General features: G+C 74.6%; 21 protein-coding genes and 1 riboswitch. Of the genes, 5 read left to right on the forward strand and 16 right to left on the reverse strand.

Translation table 11 applies throughout. The annotated features are described in order from the left end of the window. Positions 1-53: 53 nt before the first annotated feature. A complete protein-coding gene (locus K8Z61_RS05910; RefSeq protein ID WP_224127371.1) occupies positions 54-917 on the reverse strand; it encodes an MIP/aquaporin family protein in 864 nt (287 codons plus the stop codon). A 113-nt stretch (positions 918-1030) separates the two neighbouring features. Then, a complete protein-coding gene (locus K8Z61_RS05915) occupies positions 1031-1582 on the reverse strand; it encodes an isochorismatase family protein (RefSeq protein ID WP_224127372.1) in 552 nt (183 codons plus the stop codon). Between the two features lie 150 nt (positions 1583-1732). Here K8Z61_RS05915 and K8Z61_RS05920 point away from each other — a divergent pair, with 150 nt between their 5' ends. The 5 genes from K8Z61_RS05920 (at position 1733) to K8Z61_RS05940 (ending at position 8963) form a co-directional block, all read left to right on the forward strand. Then, complete coding sequence (locus tag K8Z61_RS05920; protein WP_224127373.1) at positions 1733-2827, forward strand: alanine racemase; 1095 nt, start codon at positions 1733-1735, stop codon at positions 2825-2827. Between the two features lie 116 nt (positions 2828-2943). After that, entirely contained in the window at positions 2944-3669 is a 726-nt protein-coding gene (locus K8Z61_RS05925; RefSeq protein WP_224127374.1) for a peptidylprolyl isomerase, read from the forward strand. 85 nt (positions 3670-3754) lie between these two features. Next, the gene (locus tag K8Z61_RS05930; protein ID WP_224127376.1) at positions 3755-4624 is read left to right on the forward strand and encodes a formate dehydrogenase accessory sulfurtransferase FdhD; all 870 of its coding nucleotides are present in this window, start codon (positions 3755-3757) and stop codon (positions 4622-4624) included. A 59-nt stretch (positions 4625-4683) separates the two neighbouring features. Then, on the forward strand, positions 4684-5868 hold the full coding sequence (locus K8Z61_RS05935) for an exonuclease SbcCD subunit D (RefSeq protein WP_224127378.1): 1185 nt from the start codon (positions 4684-4686) through the stop codon (positions 5866-5868). Further along, positions 5868-8963, forward strand: coding sequence for an AAA family ATPase (locus tag K8Z61_RS05940; protein WP_224127380.1), 3096 nt, complete (start codon positions 5868-5870; stop codon positions 8961-8963). The genes K8Z61_RS05935 and K8Z61_RS05940 overlap by 1 nt, the downstream gene beginning before the upstream one ends. Positions 8964-8981: 18 nt before the next feature. Here the strand turns inward: K8Z61_RS05940 and gcvP are convergent, their stop codons facing one another. From gcvP to K8Z61_RS06010, 14 genes are all read right to left on the reverse strand, one after another. Then, positions 8982-11819 carry an aminomethyl-transferring glycine dehydrogenase gene (gene gcvP / locus K8Z61_RS05945; RefSeq protein WP_224127382.1) on the reverse strand — a complete coding sequence of 946 codons (2838 nt, stop codon included), beginning with the start codon at positions 11817-11819 and terminating at the stop codon, positions 8982-8984. 75 nt (positions 11820-11894) lie between these two features. Continuing rightward, positions 11895-11985, reverse strand: a riboswitch (glycine riboswitch). A gap of 106 nt (positions 11986-12091) precedes the next feature. Beyond that, on the reverse strand, positions 12092-12652 hold the full coding sequence (locus K8Z61_RS05950) for a MerR family transcriptional regulator (protein WP_308116749.1): 561 nt from the start codon (positions 12650-12652) through the stop codon (positions 12092-12094). Between the two features lie 225 nt (positions 12653-12877). Next, complete coding sequence (locus K8Z61_RS05955; protein ID WP_224127384.1) at positions 12878-13345, reverse strand: bifunctional nuclease family protein; 468 nt, start codon at positions 13343-13345, stop codon at positions 12878-12880. Positions 13346-13430: 85 nt separating this feature from the next. Then, positions 13431-14177: a MerR family transcriptional regulator gene (locus tag K8Z61_RS05960; RefSeq protein ID WP_224127386.1), complete on the reverse strand. Its 747-nt coding sequence runs from the start codon at positions 14175-14177 to the stop codon at positions 13431-13433. 12 nt (positions 14178-14189) lie between these two features. After that, positions 14190-14708 carry an FHA domain-containing protein gene (locus K8Z61_RS05965; protein WP_224127388.1) on the reverse strand — a complete coding sequence of 173 codons (519 nt, stop codon included), beginning with the start codon at positions 14706-14708 and terminating at the stop codon, positions 14190-14192. A 129-nt stretch (positions 14709-14837) separates the two neighbouring features. Further along, positions 14838-15221, reverse strand: a complete 384-nt coding sequence (gene gcvH, locus K8Z61_RS05970) for a glycine cleavage system protein GcvH (protein ID WP_224127389.1) — start codon at positions 15219-15221, stop codon at positions 14838-14840. A gap of 73 nt (positions 15222-15294) precedes the next feature. Continuing rightward, positions 15295-16104 (reverse strand): DUF881 domain-containing protein, encoded by an 810-nt coding sequence (locus K8Z61_RS05975; RefSeq protein WP_224127390.1) that lies wholly within the window; start codon positions 16102-16104, stop codon positions 15295-15297. Beyond that, entirely contained in the window at positions 16097-16429 is a 333-nt protein-coding gene (locus K8Z61_RS05980) for a small basic family protein (RefSeq protein WP_224127391.1), read from the reverse strand. Before K8Z61_RS05980 ends, K8Z61_RS05975 begins: the two co-directional genes overlap by 8 nt. Beyond that, positions 16426-17340 carry a DUF881 domain-containing protein gene (locus tag K8Z61_RS05985; RefSeq protein WP_224127392.1) on the reverse strand — a complete coding sequence of 305 codons (915 nt, stop codon included), beginning with the start codon at positions 17338-17340 and terminating at the stop codon, positions 16426-16428. The genes K8Z61_RS05980 and K8Z61_RS05985 overlap by 4 nt, the downstream gene beginning before the upstream one ends. A gap of 1 nt (position 17341) precedes the next feature. Then, positions 17342-17944, reverse strand: a complete 603-nt coding sequence (locus tag K8Z61_RS05990) for a CDP-alcohol phosphatidyltransferase family protein (protein WP_224127394.1) — start codon at positions 17942-17944, stop codon at positions 17342-17344. A 57-nt stretch (positions 17945-18001) separates the two neighbouring features. Further along, the gene (locus tag K8Z61_RS05995) at positions 18002-19054 is read right to left on the reverse strand and encodes a hemolysin family protein (protein WP_224127396.1); all 1053 of its coding nucleotides are present in this window, start codon (positions 19052-19054) and stop codon (positions 18002-18004) included. After that, positions 19051-20433 carry a hemolysin family protein gene (locus K8Z61_RS06000; RefSeq protein ID WP_224127398.1) on the reverse strand — a complete coding sequence of 461 codons (1383 nt, stop codon included), beginning with the start codon at positions 20431-20433 and terminating at the stop codon, positions 19051-19053. Before K8Z61_RS06000 ends, K8Z61_RS05995 begins: the two co-directional genes overlap by 4 nt. A 240-nt stretch (positions 20434-20673) precedes the next feature. Beyond that, positions 20674-21180, reverse strand: coding sequence for a hypothetical protein (locus K8Z61_RS06005; RefSeq protein WP_224127400.1), 507 nt, complete (start codon positions 21178-21180; stop codon positions 20674-20676). A gap of 117 nt (positions 21181-21297) precedes the next feature. Continuing rightward, the gene (locus K8Z61_RS06010) at positions 21298-22023 is read right to left on the reverse strand and encodes an enoyl-CoA hydratase (RefSeq protein ID WP_224127401.1); all 726 of its coding nucleotides are present in this window, start codon (positions 22021-22023) and stop codon (positions 21298-21300) included. Between the last annotated feature and the right edge of the window lie 46 nt (positions 22024-22069).

Consider the following 22069-nt stretch of genomic DNA (forward strand, 5'->3'; position numbering starts at 1 on the left):
GCGGGATCGGGTGCTGCGGGATCGGGTGCTGCGGGATCGGGTGCGGGGCGGGCTCAGCGGACAGCCGCGGGCTGCTGCGCGACGCCGCGCTCGCCGCGGGCGTCGGGTGCGTCGTCCACCGGCTCCTCGGGCAGGTGCCGCTCGATGAGCAAGGAGAACAGTGCTCCACCCACGAGCGCGCCGAGGAGAGGCGCGACGAGCGGCACCCAGAAGTACAGGACGTCGCTCGAGGTCGAGCGCCAGGCGTCCGTGCCGTAGCCGGTGACGAAGGCCGCGAGCCGCGGACCGAGGTCGCGCGCGGGGTTGATGGCGTAGCCGGCGTTGGCGCCCCACGCCATGCCGAGGCCGACGACCACCATGCCGACGAACCACGGCGTCAGGTTCGCCAGCGGTGGGGTGTTGCGGGCGCTGGTGAGCGCGAGCACCAGGAAGACCAGGATCGCCGTGCCGACGACCTGGTCGGCGAAGGCCGTGCCGACGCCGACCGGGGATCCGGTGGCGGTGACCCCCGGCGAGGTCGCGAAGATGCCCAGCGTCGCCTTGCCGAGACCCGGGTCGGCGCCACGGATCAGGTCGCCGTAGGTGTAGCGCACGACGACCGCCCCGGCGAACGCGCCGGCCAGCTGGGCGAGGGCGTATGGCCCGACCTTCGACCAGGCGAAGCCCCGGAACGTCGCCAGCGCCAGCGTGACGGCCGGGTTGAGGTGCGCTCCGGTCAGCCGGCCTGCCGTGTAGATGCCCAGGACGACGCCGAGCCCCCAGCCCCAGCTGACCGAGTCGGCGTCGCCGCGACCCGCGGCGGTGACCGACGCGTCGACCCCGCAGCCGAAGAGGATGAGGATCGCGGTGCCGGCGAACTCGGCGCTGAGCTGGGCTCGCAGCGTCGGCTCGGCAGGGGTGCGGACGGTGGAACCCATGAGACCTCCCTCGCCGCCGGCGCCCCGATGCGTCGGCGGACGCCGTCGACGCTAGGCAGGCGATGTGACGTGGGTCAACCGCGCCCACCCGGCGGGGTCGCGGCCCGCGGCCTTCAGCCGAAGGCGACCTCGGCCGCCGCGACGGTGCCCGCCCGGCGCCCCGGAGCCCGCTGGCCCGACCAGTACAGGTTGGTGTGGGCCACCACCGCCTCGGGCGCCGGCGCCCCGTAGGCCGTGAGGTCCTCGGTGGTGTGGCCGTCGGAGACCAGCAGCGCGTCGTACCCCCGCACCAGGGCGCCGTGCAGCGTCGAGCGGATGCACATGTCGCTCTGGGCCCCGGCCACCACCAGCGTGCCGACGCCGAGGTCCGCGAGCACGGCCTCGAGCCCGGTGTCCTCGAAGGAGTCGCCGTAGGTCTTGGCGATCAGCGGCTCGTCGTCGCGTCGCACCAGCTCGGGCACGTAGGCCCACCCCGGGCTGCCCGCGGGCAGGCCCTCGTCGGAGTGCTGCACCCAGACGACCGGCGCCTGCTGCTCGCGGGCTCGCTCGACGAGCTCGCCGATGACGGCCACCACCTCGTCACGACGCGGCGCGCCCGCGACGACGTCGTTCTGCACGTCCACGACCAGCAGGGCGGTGCGGGGGCGATCAGGGAACAGGCTCATGACCTGACCGTAGGGGCCGCACACGGTCGCGGGCCAGGACCGCTTCAAGGAGTTCGGCCTGATCCCGCTCGGGCACCTGGCGGGCCCGCCTCCGTCAGCCGAACGGAGGGGAGACCGCCGTCGGCATGGAAGGCCTCTAGCCTCTCCGGCATGCCGGTCCCGACCCCGTACCTGCGCGTCGACCTCGAGCGCCTGCGCCGCAACGTGCGCCGGGCCGCCGAGGACGCCGCGACGGCCCGGGTGCGGCTGCGTCCGCACGCGAAGACGCACAAGTCGCTCGACGTCGCCCGGCTCCAGCTCGCCTCCGGCGCCGTCGGCCTCACCGTGGCCACGGTCGGCGAGGCCGAGGTGTTCATGCGCAACGGCTGCACCGACGTCCTGATCGCCTACCCGCTGTGGCTCGACCAGGACCGTGCGCTCCGGCTGCGCGACCTCGCGGACCTCGGTCGCGTCGCCTTCGGCGTCGACTCCGTCGAGGCCGCCGCCCGGGCGGGCCGGCTGCTCGGCGGATCGGGCGTCGAGGTGCTGGTGGAGGTCGACTCGGGGCACCACCGGACGGGGGTGCTCCCCGAGGACGCCGGGCGTGTCGCCCTGGCCGCCAGCCGATCCGGGCTGCCCGTGCGCGGCGTCTTCACCTTCCCCGGGCACGGCTACGCGCCCGGGGAGGCGGCCGCGGCGGCGCTCGCCGAGCGCACGGCGCTGCGCGCGGCGGCCGCGTCCCTCACCGCCGCCGGCGTCGAGGTGCGCCTGCTGTCGGGAGGGTCGACGCCCACGCTGTCGGCCAGTCTCGACGACCCCGACAGCATCGCCGGTCAGCCCGGCGCGCCCGAGCGGGAGCTGCGCCCCGGCGTGTACGTCTTCGGCGACGCCCAGCAGTGGGAGCTCGGCGTGGTCGAGCCGGCCGACGTGGCGCTCACCTGCGTCGCGACCGTCGTCAGCGTGCGTGAGGGACACGTGGTGCTCGACGCCGGCAGCAAGGCGCTCGGCGCGGATCGCGCGACCTGGTCGACCGGCTTCGGGCGGCTGCTGCACGACCCCGACGCACGCGTCGTCCAGCTCTCCGAGCACCACGCGGTGGTCGCGTGGCCCGAGGGCGGCACCGCCCGGCGTCCGCGCCTCGGGGAACTGGTGGAGGTCGTGCCGAACCACGTGTGCGCGGCGGTGAACCTGGCCGACCACCTGTGGGTGCAGGAGGCGGGCGGGATGCGCCCGTGGCCGGTCGCCGCGCGCGGGGCCAACGCCTGAGGCGCGTCCCCGGGCCCGTTCCGGCGGCGAGTCGGCGGCTGCTCCGCCACTGAGAGGAGCCTGAGAAGCGGACGCTGCCCGGCAGCCGCTCGACCGGCTCTCCTAGCATCGGGGTCATGCGTCTGCGTCCGATGTCCCGCCCGCTCGCCCTCGTCGCCGTGCTCGCCGCCGTCGGCCCGCTCGCCGCCTGCAGCGGCGACGACACCGCCGCCGCCGACCCGCAGTCGACGCCGGCCGCCTCCGACTCGGCGTCGGCCTCGGCGTCCTCGGGCGCCGGCGAGTGCGCGTACCCCGCCGGCGAGCCGGCGTCCAAGCAGGTCGACGCGCCGCCCGCGACCCCCGCGGTCTCGGGCACGGTGAAGGCGACGATGAGCACCAACATCGGTGACTTCCAGCTCACCCTCGACGCCGACCGCACCCCGTGCACGGTCAACAACTTCGTGTCGCTCGCCGAGCAGGGCTACTTCGACAAGACCCCGTGCCACCGGCTCGTCACCGAGGGGATCTACGTGCTCCAGTGCGGCGACCCGACCGGCACCGGCACCGGCGGCCCGGGCTACACCATCCCGGACGAGCTGAAGGGCGACGAGGACTACTCGGCCGGGGCGCTGGCCATGGCGAAGACCCAGTTCCCCGACTCCGGCGGCTCGCAGTTCTTCATCGTCTACGCCGACTCCACCGGCCTGCCGAAGGACTACACCGTCTTCGGCAAGGTCGACGCCGCCGCCGTGAAGGCGATCGCTCAGGTCGCCAAGGCCGGCACGAAGGGCGGTCAGACCCCGACGGACGGCGCGCCGGCCAAGCCGGTCGACATCACCAAGGTCACGGTCGACGGCCGCTGACCCGGGCCTTGGGGGACGTCCGGGGGCGGCCGGCCCCACGCCCGGGTGGCCGGACGCGCGCCGGCGGCCGCGTAGGGTCGCGAGCATGACCGCCGAGCCCGTCCCCGCTCCCCCGCGCCGCAGCGGCGTGGGGCTCTCGCGGGCTCGGCGCCCCGGCCCCACGGTGCGGGTGCGGGTCGCGGAGCTGCGCGGAGGCGAGGTGCTGCGCCACGACGACCGGCTGATCACCGAGGAGCCGCTCGAGATCCGGCTGGCGTGGCCGGGCGTGCCGGCCGAGCGCGTTTGGGTGACCATGCGCACGCCGGGCCACGACTTCGAGCTCGCCGCGGGCTGGCTGGCGCACGAGGGCGTCTCCGAGCGTCCCGCGTCGGTCGCCTACTGCACCGACCGTGACCTGGCACCCGAGCAGGAGCTCAACGTCGTCACGGTCACCCTCGACGCCGAGCCTGCACGACGTCCGGGTCATCGGCACGACAGCGCCGCCACCGGCTCGTCGGCCTGCGGGGTCTGCGGCGCCGACAGCATCGCCGACGTCCTGACCGTGCGAGCGGCCTGCCGCCCCGAGCCGGTCGACCTCGACCCGGACGTCGTCCGGGCGCTGCCCGACGCGCTGCGCCTCAGCCAGACGCTCTTCGACCGCACCGGCGGGGTGCATGCCGCCGGGCTGTTCACCGCGGCCGGCGAGACGCTGGTCGTCCGCGAGGACGTCGGCCGGCACAACGCGGTCGACAAGGTCACCGGCGCCCGGGTGCTGGCCGGTCACGCGCCCGGCGGCGACGTGCTGGTCGTGAGCGGACGGGCGGGGTTCGAGCTGGTGCAGAAGGCGGTGACGGCCGGCATCGGCGCGCTCGTCGCGGTCGGCGCGCCCACCAGCCTCAGCGCCCGCCTGGCGGGCGAGTCCGGCCTCGCGCTGTACGGCTTCGTCCGCGGCGAGCGGGCCGTCCGCTACGCCTGAGCGGACGCCGGCGGCGTGGCCTCACCGGTTTTGTCGGAGGCGGCTCCTACGGTCGTCCCGTGCGACTGCTCCACACCTCCGACTGGCACCTGGGCCGCTCCTTCCACCGCGAGGGCATGCTCGGGCACCAGGCGGCCTTCGTCGACCACCTGCTCGAGGTGGTCGAGTCCGAGCAGGTCGACGCCGTGCTGGTCGCCGGCGACGTGTACGACCGCGCGCTCCCGCCGGTCGACGCGGTGCGGCTCGCCGACGAGGCGCTGGCCCGGCTGGCGGCCTCGCGGGCGCGGGTGGTGCTCACCAGCGGCAACCACGACTCCGCCCAGCGATTGGGCTTCTCGTCCCGGCTGATCGACGCCGCCGGGGTGCACCTGCGCACGGACGTGCACGGGGTCGGCACGCCCGTGCTGCTCGAGGACGAGCACGGTCCGGTGGCCGTGCACGGGCTGCCCTACCTCGACCCCCAGGCCGTGGCGCCGCTGTGGGACGTGCCGCGGCGCACCCACGAGGCGGTGCTGGGCGAGGCGATGGCCCGGGTGCGCGCCGATCTCGCGGGGCGGCCCGGCGTCCGCTCGGTCGTGCTCGCGCACGCCTTCGTCGCCGGCGGAGCACGCCGCGTCGAGGAGTCCGACTCCGAGCGCGACATCAGCGTCGGAGGGGTCTCGGTGGTGCCGCTCGAGCTCTTCGACGGCATCTCCTACACCGCGCTCGGCCACCTCCACGGCCGTCACGAGCTGAGCCCGACGGTGCGCTACAGCGGCTCGCCGCTCGCCTACTCGTTCTCCGAGGCCACGCATCGCAAGGGCTCGTGGCTCGTCGACCTCGGCGCCGACGGCGTGGCGTCGACGACCTTCGTCGACGCACCGGTGCCGCGGCCGCTCGTCCGGCTGCGCGGCACGCTCGAGGAGCTGCTCGCCGACCCCGCGCACGCGCGGCACGAAGGCAGCTGGGTCCAGGCGACGCTCACCGACGCCGAGCGGCCGCTGCAGGCCATGGAGCGACTGCGCCGCCGCTTCCCCCACACCCTGGTGCTCGGGTTCGACTCCCTTGCGCCGACCCTCGGGTCCCTGCCGTCCGCCCGCAGCCGCGGTCGCACCGACCACGACCTCGCCCACGAGTTCCTGGCCACCATGCGCGGGCGCGAGCCCGAGCGGGCCGAGGCCGCGCTGCTGCGTCGCGCCGTCGACGCCTGCTGCGACGACGAGCAGGCCGACGCCCTGTTCCCGCTCGACGGCCTGGTGGGCTGATGCGCCTGCACCACCTCGAGGTCACCGCCTTCGGCCCGTTCGTCGATCCGGTCTCCGTCGACTTCGACGCGCTCTCCGCCGCGGGTCTCTTCCTGCTCACCGGCCCCACCGGCGCCGGCAAGACCAGCGTGCTCGACGCCGTCTGCTTCGCGCTCTTCGGCGACGTGCCCGGCGACCGCGCCACCGCCAAGCGACTGCGCTCCGACCAGGCCGAGGCCCACGTGCCGGCACAGGTGCGGCTCGAGGCGACCCTCGGCGGACGACGGCTGCGCCTCACCCGCAGCCCCGCATGGGAGCGTCCGAAGCGACGCGGCACGGGCATGACCACGGAGCCCGCGAAGGTGGCCGTCACCGAGCTGCGCGGCGGCTCCTGGGAGCCGGTCACCACCCGCGCCGACGAGGCCGGCCAGCTCGTCGGCGAGCTGCTCGGCATGACGCTGACCCAGTTCACCCAGGTGGCGATGCTGCCGCAGGGCCGCTTCCAGGCCTTCCTCCGCGCCCGCGCCGACGAACGGCACCAGCTGCTGCAACGGCTCTTCCGCACGGGTCGCTTCGAGCAGGTCGAGCGCTGGCTGCGCGACGAGCGCATCCGGCTGCGGCGCCGCACCGACACGATGCTCGAGGAGATCGGCTCGCACGCCAGCCGCGTGCTCGAGGCCGCCGGCGCGGAGCTGCCCGAGGGCGTGGAGGCCACCGACCGCGCCGCGCTCGCCGTCCCCGCCGCCGACGGCACGCTGATCGCCTGGGCCCGCTCGATCCGTGAGGAGGCCACCCAGGGTCTCGCCGACGCCGCGGACGCCGTGGCCGGCCTGGCGGTCGACGACGAGCGCGCCGGCCGGGAGCTCGACGAGGCGGTGCGTCTGCGCGACGTCGTCGCGGCCGTCAGGACGCTCCGCGCCGACGAGGCCGATCTCGAGCGGGAGGCTCCGGCCCACCGGCAGCGTCTCGACGCGATCGCCGCCGCCGGCCGGGCCGCCTCCGTGCGTCCGCTGCAGGACGTGCTCGCCCGCACGACGCAGCGCGCCGAGGCCGCTCACGCCGACCTGGCCCGGGCCCGCTCCGCGCTCCGCCCCGACGACGAGCCCGAGGGCGCGACGGACGCGCCGCTCGCGCTGGCCGCGGCCCGCGACGACGCCGCGGAGGTCGTCGTCGAGCTCCGCGCGCTCCTCCCCCGGCGCGACGTGCTGGTGCGCCAGCAGCGCGAGCTCGTCGCCGTCGCCGACCGCCTCCGCGAGGCCGAGAGCGCCGTCGCCGACCTCGAGGCGCGCGGGGCCACGCTGCCCGAGGAGGTCATCGCCGCCGAGCGCGAGGTGACCCGCAGCGGCGAGGCCCGGCGCCTCGTCGAGCAGCTGACCGCGACGCGTGGCGAGGTGTGCGCGCGACTCGACGGCGCGCGCGAGGCGGTACGACTCGCCCCCCTCCTCGCCGAGGCGCGCGAGCACCACGTGTGTGCCCGCGAGGCGGTGGTCGCGGCGCACGAGCGGCTGCTCGACGCCCGGGAGGAGCGCATCGCCAACATGGCCGCCGAGCTCGCCGGCGGACTCGCCGTCGGCGGCTGCTGCCCGGTGTGCGGCTCGGCGGAGCATCCCTCGAAGGCGATCGCTCCGCACGGTCAGGCTGACGCCGCGGAGGAACGTCGCGCCCAGCGCGTCCTCGACGACGCCAAGGCCGCCGAGCACACCCGGGCGGAAGCCGTGCGCGACCTCGAGCTGGCCTCGGTGCGCGCCGTCGAACGCGCTGCCGGCGCCGAGCCGGACGAGCTCGAACGGCTGGCGGACGACGTCGACCGCCGGCTGGCGGAGGCCCGGCCCCTGGCCGACGGCGCCCGCGAGGCAGAGCAGCGCCTCGCGCGCCTCCGTGCCGAGGCCGACGCGCATGCCGCCCTGCTCGCCGCCGCCCGCACCGACGCGGCGGTGCTGGCCGAGCGCGCCGCCATGCTGGTCGCCGACCTCGCCGACGGACGAGGACACGTCGGTGACGCGGTCGCCCGCCTGACGACCTCCGACGGCGTGACCGCCGCTCCACTGGGGCTCGACCCGGGTCCCGTCGATCCGCTCGACCTGCTCGCCCCGCTGCTCGAGCAGGCGACCCGACGGCTCGGACGTCTCGACGCCGTCGTGCAGGCGCAGGCGGCGGCCGTCGTCGCCGACGACGCCCTCGACGAGGCGCGACGCCACCTCGAGACCGCGCTCGCCGCGTCGGGCTTCGACGACGCCGCCGCGGTCGACCGGGCCTGGCGGTCCGAGGAGCAGGTCGCCGAGCTTGCCTCCGCGTGCGACGCCTGGCGTCGTCGCGCGGACGCCGCCGACGCCCTCCGCCGCGAGCTCCTCGAGCAGGCGCCCGACCTGTTGGAGGCCGAGACCCTGCCCGATCCGGACGTCGAGACCCTGCGAGGCGCCGCGCAGGCGGCCGCCGAGGCGCTCAGCCGGGGGCGCGAGCGCCTGGCGATCGCGACCACGCGCAGCGGCCGGCTGGTCACCCTGCTCGACGAGCTCGAGGCGCTGGTGGCGCGCTGGCTGCCGGCTCAGCGCGAGCACGAGCGCGTGGCCGGGCTCGCGGCGTTCGTCGAGGGCAAGTCCGAGGACAACCGCCTCCGCATGCGGCTCTCGGCCTACGTGCTCGCCTATCGCCTCGCCCAGGTCGTCGAGGCCGCGAACGTCCGCCTGACCCGCATGACCGATCACCGGTACCGACTCGAGCACACCGCGGAGCGCGGCCACCGTGACACCCGCGGTGGCCTGGGTCTCCTCGTGCGCGACGACTGGTCGGGCGAGGCGCGCGACCCGGCCACGCTCTCGGGCGGGGAGACCTTCGTCGTCTCCCTCGCCCTGGCCTTGGGCCTCGCCGACGTGATCACCGGCGAGATCGGCGGAGCCGCCCTCGACACCCTCTTCGTCGACGAGGGCTTCGGCTCCCTCGACGCCGACACCCTCGACGACGTGCTCGACATGCTCGACGCCCTGCGCGACGGCGGACGGGTCGTCGGCGTGGTCAGCCACGTGGCCGAGATGCGCGATCGCATCCCCACCCAGCTCGTGTTGCGCAAGGCCCGCAGCGGCTCCCGCCTCGAGGTCCGGGTGGCCGCCGCGGGCTGACGCCGCCTGAGCGCCGGGTCAGGCCTGCTCGGCGAACGCCTCCGGCGCCGGGCAGGAGCACTGCAGGTTGCGATCGCCATAGGCCTGGTCGATCCGGGCCACGGGCGGCCAGTACTTGTCGACGTCGACGCCCTGCGGGAACGCGCCGAGCTCGCGGGAGTACGCACGGTCCCAGGCGCCGACGAGCGCCCGCGCCGTGTGGGGCGCGTGCCGCAGCGGCGACTCCTCGGCGCTCCACTCCCCCGCCGCGACGCGGTCGATCTCGCCGCGGATGGCGATCATGGCGTCGCAGAAGCGGTCGATCTCGGCGAGGTCCTCGGACTCGGTCGGCTCGACCATCAGCGTGCCCGCCACCGGGAACGACATGGTCGGTGCGTGGAAGCCGTAGTCGACCAGCCGCTTGGCGACGTCGTCGACCGTCACGCCCGTCTCCTGCGCGAGCCCGCGCACGTCGAGGATGCACTCGTGGGCGACCAGTCCGTTCTCACCGCGGTGCAGCACCGGGAAGTAGGGGTCGAGCCGCGCAGCGACGTAGTTGGCCGCGAGCACAGCGACGGCGGTCGCCCGGGTGAGGCCCTCGGCGCCCATCAGTCGCACGTACGTCCACGAGATCGGGAGGATGCCCGCCGAGCCGTAGGGCGCCGCCGAGATCGGTCCGATGCCCGAGCGACGGGCCTCGTCGGGATGCGCGGCGTGCGAGGGCAGGAACGGCGCGAGGTGTGCGCGCACCGCCACCGGTCCGACGCCGGGGCCGCCGCCGCCGTGCGGGATGCAGAAGGTCTTGTGCAGGTTGAGGTGCGAGACGTCGCCGCCGAAGGCACCCGGGCGTGCGTAGCCGAGCAACGCGTTGAAGTTCGCGCCGTCGACGTAGACCTGGCCGCCGTAGCGGTGGACGAGGTCGCACAGCTCGGTGATCGCGCCCTCGTAGACGCCGTGCGTCGAGGGGTAGGTGACCATGACGGCGGCGAGCGTGTCGGCGTGCTTCTCGCACTGCTGGTGCAGGTCGGAGAGGTCGACGGTGCCGTCGTCCGCGGACTTCACGACGACGACCCGCATGCCCGCCATCACGGCGGAGGCGGCGTTGGTGCCGTGCGCCGAGCTCGGGATCAGGCACACGTCGCGCTGCACGTCGCCGCGCGAGCGGTGGTAGCCGCGGATGGCGAGCAGGCCGGCCAGCTCGCCCTGCGAGCCGGCGTTCGGCTGGATGGACACGCGGTCGTATCCGGTGACCTCGGCGAGCCAGCCCTCCAGCTGGTCGACCATGGTGCGATAGCCCCCGGCGTCCTCGGCCGGCGCGAAGGGGTGGAGGTCGGCGAAGCCCGGCAACGACACCGGCTCCATCTCGACCGTGGCGTTGAGCTTCATCGTGCACGAGCCGAGCGGGATCATGCCGCGGTCGAGCGCGTAGTCGCGCCCGGAGAGACGCCGCAGATAGCGCAGCATCTGGGTCTCCGAGCGGTGCTCCTGGAAGACCGGGTGGGTCAGGTAGGGCGTCGTGCGCTGCGGCGCGGCGTGCTGCAGCCCGGGGCCGTCGGCGTACCCGACGTGCTCGCTCTCGGGGTGGGCGTCGAAGGCGCGCAGCACGTCGGCGACCACGCGTCCGTCGCAGGTCTCGCCGACGCTGATGCCGACGGTGTCGCCGTCGACGAGGCGCAGGTGGACGCCGCGCTCGCGGGCTGCCGCGACCACCTCGGCGGCCCGGCCGGGCACCCGCGCCTGCAGCGTGTCGAAGTACGCCCGGTGCACCAGCTCGACACCTGCGTGCTCGAGCAGCGCGCCGATGGTGGTGGCGTGCAGGGCGATCCGCTCGGCGATCGCCCGCAGGCCCTCGGGACCGTGGTGGACGGCGTACATCGAGGCGACGTTGGCCAGCAGCACCTGGGCGGTGCAGATGTTGGAGGTGGCCTTGTCGCGGCGGATGTGCTGCTCCCGGGTCTGCAGCGCCAGGCGGTACGCGGGGCGTCCCTCGGCGTCGACCGACACGCCGACCAGGCGACCCGGCAGGTGACGCTCGAGGCCGGCGGCGACCGCCATGAAGCCGGCGTGCGGGCCGCCGTAGAAGAGCGGGACGCCGAAGCGCTGGGACGAGCCGACGACCACGTCGGCGCCGAGCGCGCCGGGTGCCTCGAGCACCGTGAGGGCCAGCAGATCGGCGGCCACCACGGCCAGGCCGCCGCGCTCGTGGGCGGCCTCGATGGCCGGACGCGGGTCGACCACCCGACCCGACGCACCCGGGTACTGCACCAGGACGCCCGACCAGGGCCCGTCGGGCAGGTCGCCGAGCAGATCGACGACCAGCACCTCGATGCCCATCGCCTCGGCGCGGGTGCGGACGACGTCGATCGTCTGCGGGAGGGCGTCGGCGTCCACGACGAACGGCCCGGACGCCTTGCGGTTCGCCCGCCGCACCAGCGTCATCGCCTCGGCGGCCGCGGTGCCCTCGTCGAGCAGCGAGGCGTTCGCCGTCGGCAGGCCGGCGAGGTCGCCGATGACGGTCTGGAAGTTCAGCAGCGCCTCGAGCCGGCCCTGCGAGATCTCCGGCTGGTACGGCGTGTACGCGGTGTACCAGGACGGGTCCTCGAGCAGGTTGCGGCGGATCACCGGCGGCGTGATCGTCGCGTGGTAGCCCAGGCCGATCATCGCCTCGGCGGGCCGGTTCGCCGCGGCCAGCGCTCTCACCTCGGCGGCGACCGCATGCTCGTCGACGGCCTCCGGCAGGTCGAGAGGCGCCCGGTCGCGGATGCTCGCCGGCACGGCTGCGTCCATGAGGGCGTCGAGCGAGTCGAGGCCGAGCGCGTCGAGCATGCGCTGGACGTCGGCGTCGCGGGGGCCGATGTGCCGGTCGGCGAAGGTCATGCGGGCTCCTCGAGGTCGGGAGGACGGTGTCGTCCCTCCCCCTCAGTCACAGCCGCGTCGCCGCTCCAGAGTCGCCTCCCCCGCATGGTCCTGGCGCCTGAGAGTTCCTGGGAGGTGTTGCCCCTTCGGCGCTCCGGTCTCGCCGGAGCTCTCCCACGCGGGATGGTCAGCGTGCTCAGCCTACCGGCCGGCGGTCCGAACGCCGACGACCCGCCCGGCGGCGCCGGACGGGTCGTGGAGGAGGTGCGTGGTGCAGGTGCGCTGCCGAGGGCTCAGCCGGCGGTGCGGGCCGCACGCCGGGCGGCGAGCTCGTCGCCCGGCCCGGACGTCACCGCGGGGGCGTCGGCCGCGCGCTCGCTCGGCAGCTCGGCGAGGGTGCCCTCGATCTCGCGCCAGACGCCGCCGATCGCGATGCCGAAGACGCCCTGGCCGCCCTGCAGGAGGTCGATGACCTCGTCGTTGCTGGTGCACTCGTAGACCGAGGCGCCGTCGGACATCAGGGTGACGCGGGTGAGGTCGTCGGTGCCGCGCTCCCGGAGGAACTCCACCGCGGTGCGGATGTTCTGCAGCGAGATGCCGGCGTCGAGCAGCCGCTTGATCACCTTGAGGATCAGGATGTCGCGGAAGGAGTACAGCCGCTGGGAGCCCGAGCCGCTCGCGCCCCGGACGGTCGGCTCCACCAGGCCGGTGCGGGCCCAGTAGTCGAGCTGGCGGTAGGTGATGCCCGCGGCGTTGCACGCGGTCGGACCGCGGTAGCCGAGATCGCTGGGCAGGGGCGAGACGTCGTCGGTGAAGAGCAGTCCCTGCTCCTCGGCCACCTCGCCGGCGCGCAGGGCGTCGGCGTCGGTGACGTGCTGCTCGTGCTCGTTCACGCGGTCCTCCGGATGGCTACTCCGTTGAGCGTAACTCAGAGGGAAGACGCGCGAGCCGGACGGATCACAGCGACGGAGTTACAACAGAGACGGTTCAAGGTACGGCCGCCGCGGAGAGGTGGCAAAGACGTCTCCGGCGTGTCGAACCCTCAATCTCAAGGTGAGGGTGAGGCCGGGCGTCGATCGTCAGCGCGACTCGAAGTCCTCGGGGCTGACGTGGTCGAGGAACTCGCGGAACTTCTCCACCTCGTCCTCCTGCTCGGCGGGGACGGCGAGGCCGGCCTCGTCGAGCACGGCCTCGGCGCAGACGATGCGGCTGCCGGTGCGCAGCGCGAGCGCGATGGAGTCAGAGGGTCGGGCGCTGACCTCGGCTCCGGAGGCGAGCACGAGGGTGGCGAAGAAGATGCCGTCCTTCACGTCGGTGATGCGCACCTCGGTGAGCCCGTTGCCGGTGGCCTCGAGGACGTCCCTGAGCAGGTCGTGGGTGAGCGGCCGGGGCGGCACGACGCCCTGCTGGGCGAAGGCGATCGCGGTGGCCTCGACGGCGCCGATCCAGATCGGCAGGTAGCGCTCGCCGCCCACCTCCCGCAGGAGGACGATCGGCTGGTTGGTCGGCATCTCGACCCGGACGCCCATCACATCGACTTCGCGCACATCGCCACCCTACTGCCGTGGGCACAGGGCACCAGGGCGTCGCCGACCGGACGCGGACCCGACCGGGTGAGCCCGACCGGCGCGATCAGCGGTCCAGGCCCGCCTTGACCAGGGTCGCGTGCAGTCGGACGGAGAGCGCCGCGACCTGCGAGGCGACGTCGGCGGCCCGCGCCGTCGCGGCGGCGTCGCGTCCGCGCGAGAGGGGCGCGGTGACCTGCTCGACGAGGCCGACCTCCCGATCCGCGGCGGCCTTGAACGCCCGCAGGTGCCGGGGCTCGATGCCGAACTCCGCGAGGTCGCGCGCCGTCTGGGCGATGACGAGGTCGTCGGTGTCGTAGTGACCGCTGCCCGGGCGTGGGGTGATCAGGCCGAAGCGCTCGAGCTCGCCCAGCAGCTCCTCGTCGACCTCCGCGACCTTGAGCAGCTCCTTGCGGGAGAGGCGCAGGCCGTCGCGTCGGCGGAAGGACTCGGCGCTCGGCAGCCCGTCGGCGGCCAGCGCCACCGTCGGGACGGTCGGCACGACGGGGTCGATCGCCGGAGGCTCCAGGCCCCGGTCGATCGCGTCGAGGTGCTCGCCGATGACCCGCAGCGGCAGGTAGTGGTCGCGCTGCATGCGCAGCACGTAGCGCAGCCGCTCGACGTCGCGGTGGGAGAACTTGCGGTAGCCGGCCGGGGTGCGCTCGGGCTTGATCAGGCCCTTGTCCTCCAGGAACCGGATCTTCGGGATGGTGACGCCCGGGAAGTCGGGACGCAGGAGGTCGAGCACCTCCCCGATGTTCATCCGCGGGGAGGCGTCCCCCGGCCCCGCATGGGGGTCGCTGGCGTGCGGCATGCCGGGACGGCGTCAGCGGCCGGTCTGGCCGGAGAAGTACACGAGCCGGAACTTGCCGATCTGCACCTCGTCGCCGTCGCCGAGGGCGACGGTGTCGATGCGGTCGCGGTTGACGTACGTGCCGTTGAGGCTGTTGGCGTCGGTGACGGTGAACCCCTCGGGGGTGCGCTCGAAGACCGCGTGGTGCCGGGAGACGGTGACGTCGTCGAGGAAGATGTCGCTGTCGGGGTGGCGCCCGGCCGAGACCTGGTCGGCGTCGAGCAGGAAGCGGCTGCCCGAGCCGGGCCCGCGCTGGACGATCAGCAGCGCGTGGCCGTCCGGCAGCGCGTCGACGGCCTCGGCGTCGACGGCGTTGAGCGCGCGGTCGCTGGTGTCGCGCGCGTCGAGCCCGATCTGGATCGTGGCCGTCGTCTCCCCCGGGGTCTCGCCGAGGCCGGCCGGGGCGGTGTCGGTGACCAGCCGGGTGCCGCACTGGGCGCAGAAGCGGGCGTCATCGGGATTCTGCCTGCCACACGCGGTGCAGAACGGCATCGGGCTACTCCTCCGGATCGGACTGCCGTCGTCCCCGAGCCCGGGGAACCCTCACCACCAGGTGAAGGGTGACGGTTGCCGACGAACCTACCAGCCGCGGCCGGTCGTCGCTCGGGGGCCGAGGGACGATCAGGCGCCGATCTCGGCCTGGTACGCGGCGGCGTCCATGAGGTCCGCGACCGCGCTCGCGTCGGCGGCCACCTCGAAGAGCCAGCCGGCGCCGTACGGGTCGGTGTTCACCAGCTCCGGGGTCGCCGCGAGCGCCTCGTTGACCGCGACGACCTCGCCGGAGACCGGGGCGTAGACGTCGGAGACCGACTTCGTCGACTCCAGCTCGCCGCAGGTGGTGCCGGCCTCGAGCAGCTCGCCGACGACCGGCAGCGAGACGTAGACGATGTCGCCCAGCGCGTCCTGCGCGTACTGGGTGATGCCGATGCGGACGGAGCCGTCGTGCTCGCCCGGCACGCGCACCCACTCGTGCTCGCTGGTGTAGGACAGGTCGTCGGGGTACATGGCGTCTCCTCGGGTCGGCGGGCGGTGGTCGGACGGGATCGGGCGGCGGTCGGGCGGCGGTCGAGTGGGGCGCTCAGGGGGCGTCGTCGGGCGCGGCGAACTCCGGCTGCGCGGCCTGACGGACGGTGTCGATCTCGAGCGAGGTCTGCTCCTGGACGTCGACGGTCGCGCCGTCGGCCTGGAGGTCGCTGCGCGGGCCGTCGCGGAAGGAGATGGCGCCGCTGAGCGCACTGGGGTCGCCGATGACGTCGACCACGAACGGCGAGGTCAGCGTCTTCCCGTCGATCGACAGCCCGCCGGTGGCGTCCGTGACGGAGGTCTGCGCCACCACGCGCACCGAGCCGTTGACCTGCATGGCCTCCGCGCCGGCGTTGCGGAGCTCCTGGATCATGTCGTAGAAGGTCGAGGCCTTGACCCGACCGGTGTCCTCGGTGACGGTGATGCGCACGCCGGGCCCGCTGACCTTGGCCAGGCCCGCGAGCACGGCCAGGGTCTCGCTCTCGGTGCGCGCCTGCTCGACGGCGGTGCGCTGGGCGTTCGTGTCGGACTCCAGCTGTCGCCGGGCGGCCTCGAGCCGGTCGACCTCGTCCTGCGCACGACGGGTCGTGCCGGCCAGGCCGGAGAGCACGTCGATGAGGTCCTGCTCGCGGTAGCCGGTGTAGGAGTCGTCGGCCTGGTTCGTCTGCACCTGGGTGACCGCGCCGAACCCCATGACGCCGAGGAGCACCGCGACGACCGCCTGCGAGCGACCGGGACGCCGCAGCGCGCTGCGGAGCCGCTCGAGACCCGTTAGCGAGGGCTGCACCGGCGGCACGGCCGGGGTCTCGTCCTCGTCCATGGCGTCGTCCCGGGGCTCGAGCGGGGGCTGCACGTCGTCAGGCATGGAACAGGTGCCGTCGGATGGCTGCGACGTTGGAGAAGATGCGGATGCCGAGGACGACGATCACGCCGGTGGAGAGCTGGCCCCCGACGCCCAGCTGGTCGCCGACCCACACGATCGCCGCGGCGATGACGACGTTGCTCACGAACGAGACGACGAAGACCTTGTCGTCGAAGATGCCGTCGAGGAACGCCCGGAAGCCGCCGAACACGGCGTCGAGCGCGGCGACGACCGCGATCGGCAGGTACGGCTCGAGCGAGAGCGGGACGTCGGGCTGGACCACGAGGCCCACGACGACGCCGACCAGCAGTCCGAGCAGGGCGATCACGAGCGGGACTCCTCAGCGGCGGCGGGGCTGGACGGGGGCGCCTGGCGCGCCCACCGGAGCGTACGCGCGGGGGCGGCGGGCAGGCGCAGCCCGGTGTCGTCGTCGACATTCTGCATCGTCAGCCCGAAGCCGTACTGGTCGGTCAGGCCGATGAACGCCGCGCCGCTCTCGGTGTCGAGCAGATCGGCCTGGAGCCGCTTGGGATCGCCGATCGCCGAGACCACGTACGGGGCGCGCAGCGGCTGGTAGTTTACGTTCACCACCTGCCCGGAGTTGCGGATGGCGGAGAGGACGCTGAGCCGCTGCCCGTTGATCGCGATCGCCTCGGCGCCGGCCTCCCAGAGGCCGTCGACGAGCCGGCGCAGATCGGTGTCGCGAACCAGCTCGCCGTCGTCGGGGGCGTCGCGGACCGTGAGGCGCACCCCGGGGCCGGCGACCGGGAGGTAGCCGGTGCGCACCTGGAGCCGTCGCAGGCGGCCCTGCGCCGTCGCGGCCTCGCCGCGGAGCGTCGTCAGCTCGTCGGTGGCGGAGGCCGCGGCGTCCTGGTCGCGCTGGATGCGCTCCTGCTCGCGGGCCAGCACACGACGCTGGTCGTCGATGCGGGAGATCAGGGTGGCGCGACCCGCCGCGGTCGAGTCGGCGTTGCGGGCGGTCTGGATGACGGCGGTCATGAGCAGCAGCCCGAAGAGCGCGAGCACGGCAGCCGCCTGCAGGTGACGACTCCCGCCGGCGCCGTCGTCCGCCGGCGGGGCCTGCGGATCGGGGGCCGCGGCGGCGGCCCGCGCGGCTCGTCGCTCGGCCGCGTGCAGGTAGTCCTCGTCGAGCGACTGCTGGGTGATCAGGGTGAGCAGCGGCGTCGTCACCCGGGCCGGCAGCGGCGCGGGCGGGACGACGGGGTACGGGCGGCTCACCTCAGGCCCGCACCCGCTCGGTGGTGGCCAGCAGTCGGCGCACCTGCGCCGCGTAGAGGACGCCGGCCCACCAGTAGAGGCCCACGCCCCACAGCGCGAACGCCCAGCCCACCACGCGCGCCACCTCGGCGACCGCCCCCGTGCCGTCGCCGAGGAGCAGCAGCGGGAAGGCGTAGAGGAGGTTGAAGGTGGCCGCCTTGCCGAGGAAGTGCACCGGCAGCGAGCTGAGCCCGCGGGTGCGCAGCAGCGGCACCAGACCCCACATGAGGAGGTCGCGCAGCGGGAGCGCGATCGCGAGCCACCACGGGATGACCTCGCGCAGCCCGAGCCCGACGACCACCGCCAGGATGTAGAGCCGGTCGGCGATGGGGTCGAGCAGCTGGCCCAGCGCCGTCGTCTGGTCCCAGCGGCGGGCGAGCCAGCCGTCCAGGAAGTCGGTGACGCCGGAGGCCACCAGCACCAGCAGCGCCAGCACGTCGGCCTCGGGCCCGAGCACGAGCCACAGGAACAGCGGGACGCCCAGCAGGCGCACGCCGCTCAGCACGTTCGGCAGCGTCCACACGCGCGTGGACCGCGCGTCGGCGGACGTCGTCGCGGGGGCCACGGCACAGACCCTAGCGGCGTCCCGGCAGCGTGCCGCGAGCGGGCGCGACACCTCGCGTCATGCGACCGGCTCGTCGTGGTGGGCGGCGTCGCGGATCTCCCCGATGAGCTCCTCGATGACGTCCTCGAGCGTCGCCACGCCGAGCGTGACGCCGTCGGGGTCGACGACGCGCGCCATGTGGGCGCCGCGGCGCTGCAGCTGCTCGAGCACCTCGTGGAGCCGGTCGGTCGGACGCACCGGCGCGAACGGACGCACCCACTTGTCCTCGATCGGCCGCAGCCGTCGCGCCTCGTCGGTCTCCAGGACGTCCTTGATGTGGAGGTAGCCGACGAGCTCGTCGTCGACCCCGCGCACCGGGAAGCGGCTGAAGCCGGTGGCCGCGCAGAGCGCCTCGACGTCGGCGGCGGTGGAGCCGCGCAGCACGGTGGCCAGGCCGGCCGGCGGCATCAGCACGGCGGCGACGGTCTTCTCGGTGAACCCGAGCGCGCCGGCCAGGCGGTCGTACTCGTCGTCCTCCAGCAGGCCCTCGCCGCGCGACTCCTCGACCATGGCGGCGACCTCCTCGCGGGTGAACGCGGAGCTCACCTCGTCCTTCGGCTCCACGCGCAGCGCCCGCAGGATGGCGTTCGCGCAGGCGTTGAGCGCGGCGATGAGGGGACGCAGCACCGTGACGATCGCGAGCAGCGGCGGACCGAGCAGCAGGGCGGCGCGGTCGGGCCCGGCGATGGCGATGTTCTTCGGCACCATCTCGCCGAGCACGACGTGGAGGAACACCACGACGAGCAGCGCGATCGTGAACGCCAGCGGGTGCAGCAGCCCGTCGGGCAGGCCCGCCGCGTGCAGGACGGGCTCGAGCAGGTGGGCGACGGCCGGCTCGCCGACCGCGCCGAGGCCGAGGGAGCAGATCGTGATGCCGAGCTGGGCGCCGGCCATCATCAGCGAGACCTGCTCCATCGCGCGGAGGGTGGAGCGGGCCATCCGCGAGCCGGCCTGGGCGCGCGGCTCGATCTGGCTGCGTCGCGACGACACCAACGCGAACTCGGCGCCGACGAAGAAGGCGTTGAGCGCCAGCAGCACCACGGCGAGGCCGACGGCGGCGAGATCGCTCATCGGGCGGCCTCCTCGACCGCGTCGGCATCGGCGCCGGGCAGCGGCAGCAGCCGCAGCGAGAGCCGGTCGATGCGCAGCCCGTCCATGTGCTCGACGGTGAGCACCGCGAGCCGCTCGCGCGCCTCGACCGCCTCCGTCGGGTCGACCTCGTCGGGCACGGGCACCTCGGCGAGGTCGCCGCTCATCGGGATGCGGCCCAGCACGCTGAGCACCAGACCGGCGATCGTGTCGTAGTCCTCGCCCTCGGGCAGCGCGACGCCGGTGATGTCCTCGACCTCGTCGGGACGCAGCAAGCCGGAGAGCAGCCACGAGCCGTCCCGGCGCTGACGGGCCCGGGAGGCGAGCCGGTCGTGCTCGTCGGCGATGTCGCCGACGATCTCCTCGATCACGTCCTCGAGGGTGACGATGCCGGCGTGCCCGCCGTACTCGTCGAGCACGATCGCCATCTGGAAGCCGTCCTCGCGGAGCAGCGCGAGGAGCGGGTCGAGACGCAGCGAGTCGGGGACGACGGTCGGCCGCGCCATCAGGTGCTTCACCTTGGTCGTGGCGCGCTCGTGCACGGGCAGCGCGACGGCGTTCTTGACGTGCACGGTGCCGACGACGGCGTCCTCGGCGTCCAGCACCGGGAACCGGGAGTGGCCGGTGGAGCGGGCCAGCTCGATGACGCTGCTCGCGCGGTCGTTGGCCTCGAGCGTGAGGGTGCGCACCCGCGGCGTCATGATCTCTCCGGCCGTGCGGGTGCCGAACTCGACCGAGCGCTCCATCAGCTCGGCGGTGTCGGCGTCGAGCGTGCCCTCGTCGGCCGAGCGCTGGATCAGCGAGGCGAGCTCGGTGGAGCTGCGGGCCGAGCGGAGCTCCTCCTGCGGCTCGATGCCGAGCCGGCGCACCAGCGCGTTGGCCGAGCCGTTGAGCAGCCGGATCGGCAGCGCCGTGGCGAGGGTGAAGGCGCGCATCGGGCGCTGGGTGGCGCGGGCGACGGCGAGCGGTCGGGCCAGGGCGAGGTTCTTCGGGACCAGCTCCCCGAGCAGCATCGTGACGACGGTGCTCGCCGCGAGGCTCAGTCCCAGCGCGGTCGGCCCGACCGCGGAGGAAGGCAGGCCCGCCGCTTCCAGAGGATCGCGCACGAGCTCGGCGACGGCGGGCTCGGCCAGGAAGCCGATGGCGAGGTTCGTGACGGTGATGCCGACCTGGGCGCCGGAGAGCTGCGTCGAGAGCTGACGCAGCGCGGCCTGGAGTCCCGCGGCCCCGGGCTCGTCGGCGGCCGCGGCGACGTCGACCTGGTGACGGTCGACGGTGACGAACGAGAACTCGGCGGCGACGAACATGCCGCAGGCCACCACCAGCAGCAGCGCGACGCCGAGCAGGATCCAGGCGGTCATGGGTGCTCCCTCCCCTCGGCCGGACGGCCGCCGTCACGCGGCGGCGGAGGAGGGAGCGGGCGACTTCGAGGGCCGTCCATCGTGGTGCGTCAGGGTCCTTCGGGCTGGGGGTCGGCCTCCGAGGGGCCGTTCCGCCGACGGCGGAGTGGGGGGAAGCCTAGCGGCAGCGCCCATCCGGGCGCGCTCCCCAGAGCGGGGGCGACGCTCCTCGTGCCGCCCCCGGCTCCGGTGGATCCGGCCTCAGCCGGCCGTCGACGCGGAGGGCGACGGCGTGGACGAGGCGCCGCCCAGGGTGATCTGGCAGGTCTTCTGGGCGTCGGCGCTGATCGTCTCGCCCGCCTTCTGGGTCTCCTCGCTGGCCAGCTTCTGCACCTTGGTGCCGAGCTCGGAGATCTTCTTGGCGTCGACGCCCGGCGGGATCCTGCCGCTGGAGAGGCCGGCGAGGTCGCTGACCTTCAGCCCGGCGTCGGCCAGGGCCGCCTGGAACTCCTGGAGGGCGCCGTCGATGGTCTGCCAGGCCGGCTTGACGTTGTCGGGCGCGGAGTCGGCGAACCGGGAGACGACGTCGACGAGCGACTGGAACTTGCTCAGGTCGGCCGCCTCGAGCGAGCCGAGGGTGGACTGCGCCTGCTTGAGCTGGTCGCAGTAGCCTCCGCCGCCGGCGTTCGAGTCGTCGCCGCCACCGCAGCCGGTGAGGCCGGCGCTGAGGCAGACGGTCGCGGCCAGACCGGCCAGGATGCGCTTCACGGGTGTCCTCCGAGGGTCGGGGGCGCGGACGCGCCCGGGGTCAGCATCCCCCAGGGACGCCGCCGGACGCACGGGGGGTCGGTGCCCGGACGGTCGGTGGACGCCGGGCCGGGCGGCTCAGCGGCCGGTGAAGACCGGCGTCCGCCGCTCGGTGCGGGCCGTCGCTGCCTCGCGGACGTCGTCGGAGGCCCAGCACGCGGCGAACGAGGCGTCGATCTCGGCGTCCTGGGCGGTGTCGACGAGGCGGTTGAGGACCAGCTTGTTGTGCGCCAGGGTCAGGGGCGCGAGGGTGGCGATCTCCTGCGCCCAGGCCAGCGCGGCGTCCAGGTCGCCGGCTCGGTCCGCGAGCCCGGCGCGGAGCGCCTCGTCGCGGTCGACGGTCTCGGCGGCGAGCATGAGCCGGCGGGCGAGGCCGCCGCCGGCGACGTGGGCCAGCGCGCGCATCGTCCAGGCGTCCACCGCCATGCCGTTGCGAGCGGTCGGGACGGCGAAGCGCGCGCTCTCGTCCGCGACGCGCAGGTCGCACGCCAGCGCCAGCTGGGTGCCGGCCCCGATGGCCGGGCCGTTGACCGCGGCGATGACCGGCACCGGCAGCCGGGTCAGGCCGTGCAGCATGCCGTACAGCGCGTCGAGGAACTCGGTGCCGTAGACCCCGGTCAGGTCGGCGCCCGAGCAGAACGACGTGCCCTGGCCGGTGATCACCAGCACCCGGGCACCGGCCGCCACCTCCGTCTGCGCCGCCTCGGCGAGGGCGCGGCACTGCGCGAGGTCGAGCGCGTTGCGCCGCTCGGGACGCTGCAGCTCGAGCAGGGACACGGAGCCGTGACGGGTGGTGGCGAGCATGCCCCGCAATCTAGCGGCGGCCCCGCGGCGCCGGACGCGGTGTCCG

It is taken from the genome of Nocardioides sp. TRM66260-LWL, from assembly GCF_020075545.1.
GTDB lineage: Bacteria > Actinomycetota > Actinomycetes > Propionibacteriales > Nocardioidaceae > Nocardioides.

Bases quoted from the DNA above. Each gene is read 5' to 3' on its own strand.
- K8Z61_RS05910 (WP_224127371.1), bottom strand. From the start codon at position 917: ATGGGTTCCACCGTCCGCACCCCTGCCGAGCCGACGCTGCGAGCCCAG.
- K8Z61_RS05915 (WP_224127372.1), bottom strand. From the start codon at position 1,582: ATGAGCCTGTTCCCTGATCGCCCCCGCACCGCCCTGCTGGTCGTGGAC.
- K8Z61_RS05920 (WP_224127373.1), top strand. From the start codon at position 1,733: ATGCCGGTCCCGACCCCGTACCTGCGCGTCGACCTCGAGCGCCTGCGC.
- K8Z61_RS05925 (WP_224127374.1), top strand. From the start codon at position 2,944: ATGCGTCTGCGTCCGATGTCCCGCCCGCTCGCCCTCGTCGCCGTGCTC.
- K8Z61_RS05930 (WP_224127376.1), top strand. From the start codon at position 3,755: ATGACCGCCGAGCCCGTCCCCGCTCCCCCGCGCCGCAGCGGCGTGGGG.
- K8Z61_RS05940 (WP_224127380.1), top strand. From the start codon at position 5,868: ATGCGCCTGCACCACCTCGAGGTCACCGCCTTCGGCCCGTTCGTCGAT.
- gcvP (WP_224127382.1), bottom strand. From the start codon at position 11,819: ATGACCTTCGCCGACCGGCACATCGGCCCCCGCGACGCCGACGTCCAG.
- K8Z61_RS05960 (WP_224127386.1), bottom strand. From the start codon at position 14,177: ATGCCGCACGCCAGCGACCCCCATGCGGGGCCGGGGGACGCCTCCCCG.
- K8Z61_RS05965 (WP_224127388.1), bottom strand. From the start codon at position 14,708: ATGCCGTTCTGCACCGCGTGTGGCAGGCAGAATCCCGATGACGCCCGC.
- gcvH (WP_224127389.1), bottom strand. From the start codon at position 15,221: ATGTACCCCGACGACCTGTCCTACACCAGCGAGCACGAGTGGGTGCGC.
- K8Z61_RS05975 (WP_224127390.1), bottom strand. From the start codon at position 16,104: ATGCCTGACGACGTGCAGCCCCCGCTCGAGCCCCGGGACGACGCCATG.
- K8Z61_RS05995 (WP_224127396.1), bottom strand. From the start codon at position 19,054: ATGAGCGATCTCGCCGCCGTCGGCCTCGCCGTGGTGCTGCTGGCGCTC.
- K8Z61_RS06000 (WP_224127398.1), bottom strand. From the start codon at position 20,433: ATGACCGCCTGGATCCTGCTCGGCGTCGCGCTGCTGCTGGTGGTGGCC.
- K8Z61_RS06010 (WP_224127401.1), bottom strand. From the start codon at position 22,023: ATGCTCGCCACCACCCGTCACGGCTCCGTGTCCCTGCTCGAGCTGCAG.